This window comes from Bacillus cereus (assembly GCF_002564555.1).
Taxonomy (GTDB): domain Bacteria; phylum Bacillota; class Bacilli; order Bacillales; family Bacillaceae_G; genus Bacillus_A; species Bacillus_A cereus_K.
The window spans coordinates 141783-156565 of the sequence record NZ_NUVD01000024.1 but is presented as its reverse complement, the minus strand read 5'-3'; the positions used below and the strand labels follow the sequence as shown (position 1 = coordinate 156565).

The following is a 14783-nucleotide window of genomic DNA, read 5'->3' as shown; positions in this document are numbered from 1 at the left end:
GCCAAGCTTCCTCCTTATAATTCTTTACCTGCTACTGGCAGTACATTTTTCACTGCAGCAATCACTTTCTCATCTTCTGTATCAGATAAGAAGATTGATATAGAACCTTTATCGTCACTTGTACGAATTAAACGTCCAATTCCTTGACGAAGACGCAAAATCATATATGGTACATCTACATCCCAGAATGGATCGTTTACGTGCTTGCGCTTCGCTTCAAACACAGGATCGTTTGGAGGGAATGGTAGTGACCAAATAATAACATGTGATAATGATGAACCAGGAATATCTAAACCTTCCCATAAATGAACGGCACAAAGTACAGTCTCTTCTTCATTTTGGAAGCGAGAAACGAGCTGACTAATTTCTTGATCCCCTTCATATAGGAATGGAACTGACATTTGCTCTTTACTTACATATTCTTTGAACGCTGCAAGTTCTTGCGTTGTACGGAATAATACAAGTGTACGTCCATTTGTTTTCTGTATATTTTCAAGTGTATATTGGCACTTTCTTTCCCATTCATTTTCTTTCGTATGCGACAGTAAGTTTACTGCCATTTGCTCTTCGTAATCAAATGGCGAGGCAACTGAGAATGATAAATAATCTTTTACCCCTAGACTATTTGCTGTAAATGCGAATGAATCGTTGTTAGATAATGTAGCAGAAGAGAAAATATACGGAATCTTCTTCGAGAATACTTTTTCTTGTAACACTTCTTCAACTGCACGCGGCATAATCACTAACGTGAAGGCACCATCACCCTCTTCACCCCATGTAATTACATTTTTCTCATGCATGAAAAGACGAAGTGAATGTTCTAACACATCTAAATGCTCATCAACGATATTTAAATCATATGTGTTTACTGTATGCATTTCACTTTCAAATACTAACGCGTCACCAACTTCACCAATTTTTGCATAAAGTTGCTTCGCTTCAGCTGTTACTTTTTCTGTCACAATAATTTCTAAACGATCAGAACCGGCAATTTCCTTTTTATTCTCTTGTAATACATCAAAGAATCGTTCAGTTTGCCAAATTGTTTCCTCTACTAAATGTGCAAACTCTTCACGAATATCGTTTTGTAACAATCTCGTTAAAAGCTGCTCCATCATCGTTTGCTTTAAACGGTACGTTAAAGCTTTTTGAGCTGCATACTCTACAAGATGTCCTTCATCGAATACAACACAGCTACTTTCTGGCAATAATGGAATTTGCCCTTCACGCTTACGAGCATCGTACGTCCAAATATGATCCATATAGAAGTCTTGAGAACAAATAATTAAATCTGCTGCTTTACGATAATGTTCACGAGAAAGAGTTTGTCCACAACGATGACGTGAATCACAAGTGAAGCAATCTTGGAAGTAATCCCAGTTTACTTTTGACCATTCCTCGTCATTTAAAAGTGGAAATTCTTTTCTGTCACCATAGTGAGTAAAGTTTTGCATCGTACCATGATCAAATACGAACTGTGGTAATTCATAATATACATCTTCAATTACTTCTGGAGCTCGTCCACTCATAACATCTTCTAGTTTACGTAAACATAAATAATTATCCATTGATTTCGCAAGTCTAACATCAACAGATAGTCCTAACGCTTCAGATAATTTAGCAATGTCCCCTTCTTCTTTCACAAGCTGCTCAATTAACGTTTCGTCTGCACAAGCGATAATAGCTGGTTTTCCTGTATAACGTGCGTAACAAATTGCATATAGAAGATATACGATTGTTTTCCCTGTTCCTACGCCTGCCTCTGCGAACATTACTTTCTTCTCTTGGAAAGCGCGCTCTAATTGAAACGCCATAAAAATTTGTTCATCACGCTCTTCAAAGCCTTTTTCCGGAAGGATGTCGTAAAACACATCTCCAATCCACTCATTCAACTTATCATAAAAATTATCTTGTTTCCCTACTTCAAATGGTAATCTCTTCTCAGTAAACATCCTTAGCCTCCAACCAAAAAGTTTTTCTATAAAAAGATATAGTAACTGCTACTCATATGCATGCAGTTACTTTCCCCTGTTGCAATACATAGAAATATGCGAAAAAAAATTTCCCTTTCGCAAAAGGAAAATTTTTTTCTATATTAATGACTTTAAATAACGTTTATCTATTGCTGTTTCATGTGAAAGTGCGGACAAATACTCTTCCTGCGCTCTTTCTATTTCATCAACAATCGTGCCTTGACTATCCACTTCTTTTCCGAGCTCATCATACGTACGGTGAATAGCTTTTTGAATCATTGATAATTGAAAACTATCCATATCACTTCCTCCTTTACGCATTACATAATAGCCAGTATATGCGCGCTGGAGGAGTTTTATACTATGAATTACGCGGTGGACGTTTTCCGAAGTATTGGTAATAATCTGTACGGATAAAGCCGTTAAACAACTTACGCTTTTTCGACGCATCTTTTCCGTAACACTTTTCAAACGCTTCGTAACTTGTTAATACATATGCTGACCATGTATCTAACGGACGGAATACTTGTCCCATTTCTTTATACAATTGCTCAACAAGTGCTTTTTCACTTAAACGTTCTCCGTATGGAGGATTCGTTACAACGTAGCCATAATCCTCTTTTGTCGTGAAATCTTTTACTTGCATTTGTTTAAATGTGATTAAATCACTTAAACCTACTTCTTCTGCGTTATCTTGAGCAACTCGGATCATACGATGATCGATATCTGATCCAATGATTTGCAGTCGTTGATCATAATTCGCTAAATCTTCAGCTTCTTGACGAGCTTCACGCCAGTTTTGTTTACCTACCCAGCCCCACTCATCTGATGCGAAGCCACGGTTAAACCCTGGTGCAATGTTTTGTCCAATTAATGCTGCTTCAATCGGAATTGTACCTGATCCACAGAATGGATCGACAAATGGCTGATCTGGCTTCCAGTTTGTTAATTTAATTAAAGACGCAGCTAATGTTTCTTTTAAAGGAGCTTCCCCTTGATCCATACGGTATCCACGTTTATGAAGTCCAACACCACTTGCATCAATTGTTAATGTTGCAATATCTTTGAGCATTGCAATTTCAATACGGAATAACGGACCATCTTCTTCAAACCAAGTTGTACGTTTATATGTTGTTTTTAATTTTTCAACGACAGCTTTTTTAACGATACGTTGGCAATCCGACACACTGAATAACTCAGATTTCAGAGATTTACCAATAACCGGGAACTCCCCATTCTCTGGAATATAATCTCCCCAGTTTAATGCTTTCGTTTTTTCAAATAACTCATCAAATGTTGTTGCTTTGAATTCGCCAACTTTAATTTTCACACGATCCGCAGTACGTAACCATAAGTTCGTGCGACAAATCGCCTTTTCATCTGCTTCAAATGTTACTTTGCTGTTTTCCACTTGGCATTCATAACCAAGATCACGAACTTCTCGGGCAACTAGTGCTTCAATACCCATTGCCGCTGTTGCGATTAAAGTAACTTTTCCCATTTGCATTCACCTCTTATGTATAGTCAAACAATAATTAATAGCAATTTGTCCTATTAATCATTACATTTTACGAAGAATTTTCTCATTAACCATTTTAACTCATAATTTATAACTTCATACAAATAAAAAGCCCTCCTCTAACAAAGGAGAGCTGAGTTATTTCATAGTTGGTTCATAACGTTCTGTAAGCCATGTTCTGTTCCTTTGTACTGCAAACGGCCCACGCCTCGTACTCCGGTGGCAATCATCTATCTACAGGTTATACAACCTGTCCTTTCCCATCGTTCATTTCCTTGGAAAAGATTCCCCTACCATTATTTGGGTTTCTCGCTCGTGGGGTTTACCTCGTTCCACTCCTATCATTTCTTCAAGGACTTCGTCACTGTGGCACTTTAAAGGTAGTCAAACCATATCCGAAAGGACTTAGGTTTTTTCCCTGCCGTTAAACCAGCCTTACAGCCAGAATACCCTAGCTTATGAATTGGCTAGGCACGAACACTACAGCCATCTCAGGCCGTGCGAGCATGGACTTTCCTCTACAACGTTGGCGTTGCAGCGATTACCCAAACGTTATGACATCCATTAGTATAGTGGAAACAAAAAGATTTTGCAATGTTTTTTTCTATGTAAAATGCTTTAACCTTTTTACCACCTTACATTATTCGTATAACTTACTTCCAAATACAGCTTTTTCTAAGTTAGATAAACGTTTTAAAATATCCGTATTCGTGTTGTTATATACTGGTTGTGCAACCGGTGTTTGTACAGGTTGTTGCGGAACTTGTGTTGCTACTAGTTTTTGTTCCTCTAGTTCACGCTTTAAACGAGCATTTTGTTGCTTTAATTGCTCAAACTCCTTGTGGAAAGCTTCATAGTCTTTAATGATCATATCAAGAAACTTGTCTACTTCTTCTTGTTGATAACCTCTCATACCTGTTTTAAATTCTTTTTCTAAAATATCTTTCGCCGTTAATTTAATTTTATCCGAAATCATTTTCTTCACCTCAAATTTTTGCCAAAACTTTCATTAACTAAATTTTTTCAGAAACAATGCCTTTTGTCAATCAAATATACGAGCACTATATGACATATTAATCTGCATTATTCCACTGTTCCTCTTCTATTATATCTTGTAAATCAGAAAAAAGAATGAAATAACTGTGATAATTTTCTATTTCTCCTTTTTTCTTAGCTACTTCCACAATATATTTAGGACTCCCAGGCTTTTCTTCATCATACACAGCTAAAAGAGCATCACTTTTTTCAATAAAAAATTGATTCTTTAATTTAAATTGCTCTGGGCTTTCGTACTTCCGTTTCGTAATACTATCAATGTGATCTGCTTGCGAAAGAATAAATTCGTAATATTCACGACTATCTTCTTTCCAATTTTCTTCTTGTTCTAAAAACGGAGTAAATACCGCTAATTTTAAATCTGGATATTCTACTTGAATTTCAAAAACAACTTCAGCAGCCCATAATTCTACACCTAACTGGCCGCTTATAATCACCCACTCCAAACCATCTTCTACAAAAGCAGTTAATTTACGACGTAGCGCCTTTTTTATGCATTCTACCCCTGGATGATCATTTTTAAATATGCCAAGTTCAAATGGCTTATATCCTGTTACAGCAACAACTTTCATATCCACACCTCAATTACAAAAAAAGAACTAGCATTTCGCTAGTTCTAACATATCATTTACTTTTTAAACATTCCACCAACGTTTGGTCCTACATTAGGTCCGAATGGTGACACGTTCGGTCCTGGTCCAAATGGTGACACATTTGGTCCTGGACCAAATGGAGATATTTGATGTCCATGGTGATGGTGATGGTGACCACATGGTCCACACCCGCCGCCAAATCCGCCACCAAATCCTGGATCGATTGGGTCTACAACATTTACATTTGAGTTTGTTTGCGGGAAGAAGTTTTGATTTTTAATTTGTTGATGGTGTACATGTGTTGTATGTGTTGGGAAAATGTGTGGCACCACCGTTGTTGAAAAAGAATGTGTTACACACTGTTTTGCCGGGTGAATGACAGGAGCAGTCGTACAAATAGGTCCTACAGGCTTATGCCCTCCAAAGCAAGGATGACAATGATGCATAGTTTTTTCTCTCCTCTCTCATAAAAAAAATCTGATTACACTTTACAGTATGAGAAAAGAGGTTACGCCGCTTGTTATATATACCCATTTATTCCAAGGAAATTTGTCTAGTCCCCTATTTCATCTATAATACATTTTATAGACTACTCCTCCAAAATTACTTACCAAAGAAACCTCCAACCTGCTTAACAATCCCTGTCACTTGATTCATCGCATTCATCATTTGTCCAGCTGTATTCATCATTTTATTTACATCGTAGTTACCATCTGATGTTTTAAATTGGGAAACAAAGCTAGAAAACTGACTTGGTTGCTGTTGTTGCTTTTGTTTATTCATAGTTGGATACGGTTGTTTTGGTGGATAAAACATCGCTTGTTGATTTCCATAGGGAGATGGTGGTGGCATATAATATTGTGAATTCATATAAGGTTCCTGCTGTTGATTCATATAGGGTTGCTGCTGTTGTGATTGGTTCATGTAGGGTTGTTGTTGTTGCTGTTGATTCATAAACGACACTTCAAATGGCTGGTAATAATTTTGATTTCCATAATGAGGCTCGAAAGGATACATATTATATCGTAAATATGTATCCGTATTATATTGGTACATATTTTGCTGTGCATATGGATTACCTTGCTGATATACGTTAGGTTGTTGAAACATGCATTCTCTCCTCCTTCACATAAGTTTCTACATATATAATATGTACCTGTAAAATAATATGTGTGACGGAGTATCTGTCTATTTTTGTCGGAAGTTTAAATTTTTAAAAAATTAAGAAAGAAAACCCTTCCATGCTATGATAGTTAAGAAGAAGATTCTCACGGGGAGGAATCAACATGGTATTAGGGGATTTAAAACAAGCGTTTTCTCAAAAAAAGGGGTATTATACAGAAAATTCGAATGAACTATTAGACTTTGCGAGGCATTGTTATCTCGAAGGGAAAATATGTATATCCGATTACCGAACATTAACACGTGAATTAGAAATAAACGGCGCAACAAAACCTACAACAATGACAGAAGCATAACATGAAACTTTAATCAGTGGAGGTTTTGTTAATCCCCACTGATTATTAGCCTTCACCAATCATGCTTTTACCTAATTTCTTTGTTTCAGCCAAGTTTTGAGGTCGGAGTTTTACATCCCGCAAATAGCGGGATTAAAAAACAAGAGGGTTTCCCCTCTTGTTACTTACATTGCTCAACTATGTTTTGTAAAGTATACGAAATGGCTTGATGTGTTTCATAGAATCGTTTACCTTTCCCTTTATTTACAAAACATTGCAACACATTTGTTTGTAAATTATCGTACACTTGATCAATTTGCTGTACATGTATATACTTCGGTTTTTCTTCTTTAATCCATCTATAAGCTAATTCTTTCCACACCGTTAATTCCTCATCTACCATATCTACAAATGGCTTCATATCCTTATAAAAATCATATTCAGCCACTTCTCTTTTTTTCACATTCGCTTCATTATTATACTGCATAAGTTTTTCCGAAGACTGCATTAATGCTCCATACTTCATTTCATTCCCACCCTATTATGCACTCACTACAATATTTTGAAATGTCTTTATCCAATTCCCTTTTTCTTCGTGATGCACTAATTTATTTTCCATATGCTCAATATGCATTTCTGTTATTTCTATCTTATTGCATATATTTTCACCCTTGTCCTTCAATGCATGATTCATTCTAATTCCTATATTCATTTCCAGCAAATCGAGAGAACTTAACATTTGATCCATTTTTTTTATTACATCTTCCTTCTGAACCATCGCCATATACAAAACGCCCCCTTCTTTGCTTTTGCTTTGTCATGTAATTTCGCCGAATGATTCCTCACTCCTGCCCACATGACAAAACTAGTTGTTATTCGTCAAAGAAATCATTTTGAATGTCATTTATAGAAATGGTAACAATACAAAAAGGAGGTGTATTAAGATGGCAAAGAACAAAAATGAAAAAAAGAAAAAACAAAACAAACAACAAAATAAATCCGAGACTGGCAATCCAAAGCTAGATGGACCGAACTTCCCTGCTACATAAAGTGAAAGTTTAAAGTCTTGACCGTACATCGCGGAATTAAAAAGCTATTTTTTGTAGAATAAATTACTTTACATTAAGAAGTCCCGCCTTCCTATATGAAGGCGGGACTTCTTTTTATTATATCATGAACCCTTCTATTCTTTTAACAAAACGATTTATTATAGAAAGAATACGTATCAGCCTTCTTTCTCCTATACCATTTGCTTCTATTTATTTCTGCCTTACATAATATTTTTAATACTTCTTGATCCTGAAACAATGACTTTTACTTTCTACGAAACAGTAAGCATGCTAGTTTCAAATGGATACACTAAAAACATACATATCCCCTTCTTAAATATGATGAACTATACATTTTCCTTCTATACAATCTATTTTTTTACAATATTGTTTAATTTCTTCATAAATTTTCCGTGTAAACATGAATAAGTCAGCATACCTTTCTTGAAAAAGGTCACATCTTTTTTCATTTTTTGATATAATCACCTTTGTAAGTAATTCTTAGCAAATTAGGAGTGGATACAATGACCATTCGTTATCCAAACGGAAAAAGGTATACTCAAGCTTCACAACCTCCTAAAACACCAATTAAAAAACATACTTATAGTAATAGAGGTATGTCACTAGAAGAGGAATTAAATGAAACAAATCAATATTACTTAACCCATAATATTGCATGTGTACATAAAAAACCTACTCCTCTTCAAATTGTAAAAGTAGATTACCCCGCTCGAAGTGCTGCAGTGGTAAAAGAAGCATATTTTAAACAACCATCTACAACAGATTACAACGGTGTATACAAAGGTAAATACATCGATTTTGAAGCGAAAGAAACAAAAAACAAAACTAGTTTTCCGCTTCAAAACTTCCACCTTCATCAAATTGAACATATGAAGCAAGTGATTGCTCATAATGGAATTGCATTTGTTATTATTAAATTTACATTTTTTGATGAACTTTATTTACTCGATGCGAAACATATTATTGCGTTTTGGAATCGTCAAAATACTGGTGGTCGTAAATCGATTACAAAACAAGAAATAGAAGCGCATGGATCTTTATTATCATGCGGTTATCACCCTCGGATTGATTATATCCGTGTACTAGACACGGTTTATTTTTCGTGATAGAGTCATCACTAAGGCTCTTTTTTCGACTTTTGAGGGAGAGAATGAAAGGTAGGAGAAAGTATAATGTCAGATAATTATCGTTCTCGTACAGAACGAAATCATGCGAAAAATCAAACGGAAGAAACAAATACAGAAAAAAAACCAAAGAAAAAAGGCTCCTTTTTCAAGAAGTTCCTTATAGGTTGTCTACTTCTCGGGATCGTCGGTCTCGTAGCTGGCGTTTCCGCTTTCTTTGTAATGATAAAGGACGCTCCTAAATTAGACAAATCAAAACTTGTCAATCCCTTGTCAACAAAGTTTCTTGATAAGAACGGAAATTTCTTCTATGAATACGGTGCGGAAAAACGAACCCATGTTACTTACGATCAAATTCCAAAAGTAGTTGAAAATGCATTCCTTGCAACTGAGGATTCACGCTTCTATGAGCATAGTGGAATTGATTTTAAACGAACTACAAAAGCGGTTATGGAAAATATCACTGGTGGTTTCGGTTCCCAAGGTGGTAGTACGATTACACAACAAGTAGTTAAAAACTATTTTCTAACGATGGACAAAACCGCAAAACGAAAAGTGCAGGAATGGTACTTATCTTATAAATTAGAGCAACAATACTCTAAACATGAGATTTTGGAAATGTACTTAAATAAGATTAATCTAGGGAATCGCTCTTACGGTATTGCAACAGCAGCCAAAAATTATTATGGCAAAGATTTAAAAGACCTACAATTACACGAAGCTGCAATGCTTGCTGGTTTACCCCAAGGTCCTAACATATATGATCCAACAAAACCAGAAAATGTTGAACGAGCAACAAATCGTCGTAACGTCGTATTATCATTAATGAATCGACATGGTTATATAACAAAAGAAGAAATGAATAACGCAATGAAAATCCCTGTAACTGAGGGTCTGCTTCCGTCTTCAGACATTACTGAAATGAAGTATCAAGCATTTTTAGATGCTGTTGTAAAGGAAGTTGAAAAAGAATATCCTGATGTAAATATCGGTTCAGATGGTTTAACGATCCAGACGACACTTGATCAAGATGCTCAGGATTACGCAGACAAAATTATGGATGGTAATCTTATTAATTATCCAAACGATCAATTCCAAGGTTCATTCGTATTTATGGATACAAAGTCAGGCGAAGTTCGAGCAATTGGTGCTGGACGTAAAGAAAGTAAGTCTACTTTCAAAGGTCATAATATGGCAATTGATTTAAAACGCCAAGTTGGTTCAACAATGAAACCAATTTTCGACTACGGTCCTGCAATTGAGAATTTACAATGGTCTACGTACCATCAATTAAATGACTCAGAGTATACGTATTCCAATGGTAAAAAAATACGAAATGCAACAAACAGCTACAAAGGTGACGTTTCACTACGTGAAGCTTTGAAAAAATCATTAAACATCCCTGCTTTAAAAACAGCCCAAGCGGTTGGTATTCCTAATTCACAAGCGTTCGCTGAAGGCTTAGGTATGACATTTAAAGACGGAAAAGCATATGAATCAACAGCAATTGGTAGTAACGATAGTTCTCCATTAGAATTAGCAGGGGCGTATGCCGCATTTGGTAATGACGGTGTGTATAACAAGCCTCACTTCGTAAAAGAAGTAACCTTCCCAGATGGGACAAAGAAAAACTTTAAGCCGAAAGAGAAACGTGCCATGCACGACTATACAGCTTACATGGTTACTGACGTTCTTCGTGACGTAGTAAAACCTGGTTCTGGTGGTACAGGTCCAACAGCATATGTTTCAGGAATAGATGTAGCAGGTAAAACAGGAACACAAAACTTTGATGAGTCAGTTATAAAAAAATATGGTATTCCAGCTGACGCAAACAGAGATAGCTGGTTCGCTGGCTATTCACCTCAATATACGATGGCTGTGTGGACTGGTTACGAAAAAGATGGTCCAGAAAATTACATTGGTGATCGCTCTACTAGAATTGCACAACAAATGTTCCAAGTAATGATGAGCAAATTCGCTACAGATACATCTCGTTTCGAGCGTCCTTCTTCCGTACAAGAAATAAACGGCGAGTTATACGTAAAAGGCGCGAAAAAAGATGCAATTAAAGAAATTAAAGTAGATTCACCTAGCGGCCTTAATGTCACTTTCGATGGCGCTAGTACAGTTACACTAAACTGGTCTGGACCAACAGAAGTTGATGCTTATGCAGCAACTTATACCGCTACAGACGGCTCTAGCGGTAGCTTATCAGTTAACGGTACAACAGCTACTCTTAGTGGTGTTAAGCCAGGTGTTACTTACAGCTTCTCTGTAGTAGCGAAAAAAGGTACTGGAACAAGCCCTGCCGTTGGTGCATCCTTCACTGCTCCTGGAGGAACTCCAGACACGAAAAAAGCTGAAGAAGAGGCTAAGAAGAAGGCCGAAGAGGAAGCTAAGAAGAAAGCTGAAGAAGAAGCCCAGAAAAAGACCAATGAAGATAAACTAAAACAAGATGAAGCTAAGAAAAAAGCTGAAGAAGATCAGCGTAAACAACAAGAACAACAACGTAAACAGCAAGAGCAGCAACAAGAACAACAACGCAAACAGCAAGAAGAGGTTCAAAAGAAAGCTGAAGAAGAAGCTAGAAAGAAAGCTGAAGAAGAAGCTAAGAAAAAAGCTGAAGAAGAAGCTAAGAAAAAAGCCGAAGAAGAGGCTAAGAAAAAAGCTGAAGAAGAAAATAAGCAGCAACAAAACAACGGGGAAGATACACCTCACGCAGACGGAAATGTTATTACAACAGAATCTTAATCAACAAAAAGAAGTCCTTTCTCTTAACGAGAAACGGACTTCTTTTTTGTTACTATTTTCTTTACATATAGCTTTTCTATTTCGATATACAACTGTGCTAATTGAATATAAGAATGATAATTATTCGGCTTCTTTATAATAAATGAGTATCGCTCCATAAAATTAACAGGTTGTACTTCCAATTTATCCGTATTTACTTGCAGTTCATTCAAACTATGAACAGGTTGCTCATTTAGCCAATATATAACCGATAACAAGTGAGCTGCAAAAAAAATCATTGGATCCTCAGCTTCTTGTTTTTTTCTGTTTCGAAATAGTGTAGCAATTTCTTCATGTTTGCTTTTCCATACATTCAACATTGCTGGAATACTCTTTTCAATGTCATTCCACGGCTCAAATTGTCTTTCTATATCAAATAGAAAGTAAGTCTTTTGTATTATTTCTTCAAAAGGCTGGTCTGTATGATACACAATTGAATTTATGCTTTCTTTAAAAAATGGTAAACACCGAAATTTTCTCGGTATTTCTATAACTCGCTCCATCCTTTATTTCTCCTTCATTCGCTTCTTTCCTTCACGACATACTTCTAACAATCGGCAATCTTCACATTGTGGTCGCTGTGCTTTACAGTGATAACGTCCAAAGAAAATCATACGGTGATGTGTAACGCCCCATTCATCCATCGGAACTTTCTTCATTAACGTTTTCTCCACTTCTAACACAGAATCTTTCCATCTACAAATCGCCAATCGTTTACTCACTCGCTCCACATGTGTATCAACAGCAATTGCTGGAATTCCAAATGCTACCGATACTACAACATTCGCCGTCTTCCTTCCGACACCTGGCAATTTTGTAAGCTCATCTCGATCTCTTGGTACTTCCCCATTATAATCATCTAATAACATTCGGCATAACTTTTGAATATTTTTCGCTTTATTTCTATACAACCCAATAGAGCGTATATCTTGTTGTAATTCTTCTAGAGAAACACTTAAATAATCTTCTGGTGTTTTATACTTTTGAAATAAATTTTTCGTCACTTTATTTACAAGTACATCTGTACATTGTGCAGATAATGCCACCGCTATTACAAGTTCAAACGGATTATCATGAATTAATTCACAATGTGCTTCTGGATACATATCCGCCATTGTGTCTAAACAATAACGAATTTGCGTTTTATTTAACATATACTTCCTCCTACATTACTGCTCCAACCAATTATAAAAAGGCACTTTCCCAGTAAACTTCGTCTCTTGTGTGGTTGTTTGTTGCACCCGTTGCTGGTTTGCTCTAAATTTCCGTCCTTGATTTTGAGCTTGATCTACTGTTTTAATGCCATTCTTTTTCCACTCAAATAAAATACGATCAATATATCGGAAGTTCAACTTACCACTCATCACTGCTTCCCTGAGGGCCGCTTGAATTAAATTCGGATGATGTTGATCTTGATCCTCCCACATCCCTAACGTTTCACATTCAAATGGCGAAAGTGGTCTTCCGAATTCTTTTTCAAATACTGTATATAAATTTACTTGCAGCTGTTTTTTTTCTTTTTGTTCTTCCTCTATTGATTCATCCATTAAGAAATGCAATATTTTTTCCCATAACGGTTGTAAAGAATAACTCTCGCACATCATCGCTTCTGATCTTTGTCCACCTTCTAGTGATAAAAAACCTTTTTGAATCAATGCCTGAATTACTTCCATACATTTCATTTCCGTTATCGTCATCCGTTCTGAAATCTCTGAAGGAGTCGGAAACGAATTTCCCGATTCTAAAAATGTATGCACATGAAGTACAACCATAAATTCCGTTTCATTTAACCCTAATTTTTTATAATGCATCATAAGCAATTTTGGAATTGCAATACTTCCCTGCTCAAACCACTGTAACATCATTTTCTTTTTCATCACCAAACACCTCGCTCTCTAGTATAACACACCTTTCGCTATTTCTTTTTGCCACAATTCGTCAAAAAAACCTCCCTATTATGTAGGGAGGTTTTTTGTATTACATGAATAAAATATACAATTAAGCTTGCACTTTACTTTTCATAAACGTATAAATGCGTTCTAATGCTTTCTCTACTTGTTCAAGAGATGTTGCATATGATAAACGAACGTTATTTGGAGCCCCAAATCCTGTACCCGGTACAAGAGCTACTTTTTCCTCTTCTAATAAAGCCTTTGCCCACTCATCAACTGTGTCATATCCTGATAAAGCTACAGCTTCTTTCACATTAGGGAATAAGTAAAATGCACCTTGTGGTTTAATACAAGTAAAACCAGGGATTTGAATTAATTTATCATAAATAATGTTTAATCTCTCTTCAAATGCTTGACGCATTGTTTCTACAGGTTTCTGTGAGCCCGCATATGCTGCAATTGCGCCGTATTGAGCGATTGAAGTAGGGTTTGATGTACTATGACTTGCTAAGTTCGTCATCGCTTTAATAAGCTGCTTATTTCCTGCTGCATATCCAATACGCCATCCTGTCATAGAATGAGATTTAGATACACCATTAATAATTAGGGTTTGTTCTTTTAATGCATTAGAAAGCTGGGCAATTGAAGTATATTCTGCATCACCATAAATTAACTTCTCATAAATTTCATCTGAAACGATTAAAATATCGTGTTCTAAGCATACTTCTCCAAGCTGTTGTAATTCTTCTTTGCTGTAAATCATCCCTGTTGGATTGCTCGGTGAATTAATAATAACTGCTCTCGTCTTCTCTGTAATTGCCTCACGTAGCTGCTCAGCTGTAATTTTGTACTCATTGCCTTCTAAACCTTCTACATAAACCGGCTTACCGCCAGCAAGTTTTACTTGTTCAGGATAGCTTACCCAGTAAGGAGTTGGGATGATAACTTCATCTCCTTCATCAAGTAATACTTGGAATAAAGTATATAATGCATGTTTTGCACCATTACATACAATAATTTCAGATGGATCATACTTAATGCCTTGATCGTGAGTAAATTTCTTCACAATTTCTTGCTTTAACGCTTGCAAGCCACCTGTTGGTGTATATTTCGTATGTCCTTCTAACATCGCTTTATGTGCAGCTTCCATAATATGCTCTGGTGTATTAAAGTCAGGTTCTCCTGCCCCTAATGCAATTACATCATGACCTTCTGCCTTTAATGCTTGTGCCTTTGCTGTAATTTCTAAAGTTGAAGACGGTGTTAAAGCAGCTACTCGCTTTGCTAATTTCATTTGTGGTTCCCCCTA

16 protein-coding genes, 1 other RNA gene and 1 pseudogene are annotated in these 14783 nt (G+C 36.3%); 3 read left to right on the top strand and 15 right to left on the bottom strand.

Annotated features, from left to right (window positions below):
- Window positions 1–14: 14 nt before the first annotated feature.
- From COI75_RS15375 to COI75_RS15340, 8 genes are all read right to left on the bottom strand, one after another.
- Window positions 15–1952: an ATP-dependent DNA helicase gene (locus COI75_RS15375; RefSeq protein ID WP_000493689.1), complete on the bottom strand. Its 1938-nt coding sequence runs from the start codon at window positions 1950–1952 to the stop codon at window positions 15–17.
- A gap of 138 nt (window positions 1953–2090) precedes the next feature.
- On the bottom strand, window positions 2091–2273 hold the full coding sequence (locus COI75_RS15370; protein WP_000376897.1) for a DUF3921 family protein: 183 nt from the start codon (window positions 2271–2273) through the stop codon (window positions 2091–2093).
- Window positions 2274–2334: 61 nt separating this feature from the next.
- A complete protein-coding gene (locus tag COI75_RS15365) occupies window positions 2335–3474 on the bottom strand; it encodes a THUMP domain-containing class I SAM-dependent RNA methyltransferase (RefSeq protein ID WP_000521221.1) in 1140 nt (379 codons plus the stop codon).
- 180 nt (window positions 3475–3654) lie between these two features.
- Window positions 3655–4045: RNase P RNA component class B (gene rnpB, locus COI75_RS15360), an RNA gene on the bottom strand.
- Window positions 4046–4132: 87 nt separating this feature from the next.
- Window positions 4133–4468, bottom strand: a complete 336-nt coding sequence (gene gpsB / locus COI75_RS15355; RefSeq protein WP_000622432.1) for a cell division regulator GpsB — start codon at window positions 4466–4468, stop codon at window positions 4133–4135.
- A 97-nt stretch (window positions 4469–4565) separates the two neighbouring features.
- Complete coding sequence (locus tag COI75_RS15350; protein ID WP_098380376.1) at window positions 4566–5120, bottom strand: DUF1273 domain-containing protein; 555 nt, start codon at window positions 5118–5120, stop codon at window positions 4566–4568.
- Between the two features lie 56 nt (window positions 5121–5176).
- Window positions 5177–5587 carry a CotD family spore coat protein gene (locus tag COI75_RS15345; RefSeq protein ID WP_098380375.1) on the bottom strand — a complete coding sequence of 137 codons (411 nt, stop codon included), beginning with the start codon at window positions 5585–5587 and terminating at the stop codon, window positions 5177–5179.
- A 157-nt stretch (window positions 5588–5744) separates the two neighbouring features.
- Window positions 5745–6251: a YppG family protein gene (locus COI75_RS15340; protein ID WP_098380374.1), complete on the bottom strand. Its 507-nt coding sequence runs from the start codon at window positions 6249–6251 to the stop codon at window positions 5745–5747.
- 176 nt (window positions 6252–6427) lie between these two features.
- Between COI75_RS15340 and COI75_RS15335 the strand changes: the two genes are divergently transcribed.
- On the top strand, window positions 6428–6619 hold the full coding sequence (locus COI75_RS15335; protein WP_000242657.1) for a YppF family protein: 192 nt from the start codon (window positions 6428–6430) through the stop codon (window positions 6617–6619).
- A 160-nt stretch (window positions 6620–6779) separates the two neighbouring features.
- Here the strand turns inward: COI75_RS15335 and COI75_RS15330 are convergent, their stop codons facing one another.
- The 3 genes and pseudogenes from COI75_RS15330 to COI75_RS27670 form a co-directional block, all read right to left on the bottom strand.
- Window positions 6780–7124 carry a YppE family protein gene (locus COI75_RS15330; RefSeq protein WP_098380373.1) on the bottom strand — a complete coding sequence of 115 codons (345 nt, stop codon included), beginning with the start codon at window positions 7122–7124 and terminating at the stop codon, window positions 6780–6782.
- 15 nt (window positions 7125–7139) lie between these two features.
- The gene (locus COI75_RS15325) at window positions 7140–7382 is read right to left on the bottom strand and encodes a hypothetical protein (protein ID WP_001252033.1); all 243 of its coding nucleotides are present in this window, start codon (window positions 7380–7382) and stop codon (window positions 7140–7142) included.
- A gap of 625 nt (window positions 7383–8007) precedes the next feature.
- Window positions 8008–8133: pseudogene (locus COI75_RS27670) on the bottom strand (DUF2515 domain-containing protein); the annotation flags it as partial.
- Between the two features lie 38 nt (window positions 8134–8171).
- Here COI75_RS27670 and recU point away from each other — a divergent pair.
- Together recU and COI75_RS15305 are read left to right on the top strand one after the other, a co-directional pair.
- A complete protein-coding gene (recU, locus tag COI75_RS15310; RefSeq protein WP_000155601.1) occupies window positions 8172–8774 on the top strand; it encodes a Holliday junction resolvase RecU in 603 nt (200 codons plus the stop codon).
- A gap of 66 nt (window positions 8775–8840) precedes the next feature.
- Window positions 8841–11543, top strand: a complete 2703-nt coding sequence (locus COI75_RS15305; protein WP_098448457.1) for a PBP1A family penicillin-binding protein — start codon at window positions 8841–8843, stop codon at window positions 11541–11543.
- Between the two features lie 23 nt (window positions 11544–11566).
- On the opposite strand, the gene COI75_RS15300 is transcribed toward COI75_RS15305, so the two are convergent.
- The 4 genes from COI75_RS15300 to aspB form a co-directional block, all read right to left on the bottom strand.
- A complete protein-coding gene (locus COI75_RS15300; RefSeq protein WP_098448456.1) occupies window positions 11567–12085 on the bottom strand; it encodes a YpoC family protein in 519 nt (172 codons plus the stop codon).
- Between the two features lie 3 nt (window positions 12086–12088).
- Window positions 12089–12736, bottom strand: a complete 648-nt coding sequence (gene nth / locus COI75_RS15295; protein ID WP_098385240.1) for an endonuclease III — start codon at window positions 12734–12736, stop codon at window positions 12089–12091.
- 15 nt (window positions 12737–12751) lie between these two features.
- Window positions 12752–13459, bottom strand: a complete 708-nt coding sequence (gene dnaD, locus COI75_RS15290) for a DNA replication protein DnaD (RefSeq protein WP_000728543.1) — start codon at window positions 13457–13459, stop codon at window positions 12752–12754.
- 121 nt (window positions 13460–13580) lie between these two features.
- Window positions 13581–14768 carry an aspartate transaminase AspB gene (aspB, locus tag COI75_RS15285; RefSeq protein WP_098448455.1) on the bottom strand — a complete coding sequence of 396 codons (1188 nt, stop codon included), beginning with the start codon at window positions 14766–14768 and terminating at the stop codon, window positions 13581–13583.
- Window positions 14769–14783: the final 15 nt, after the last annotated feature.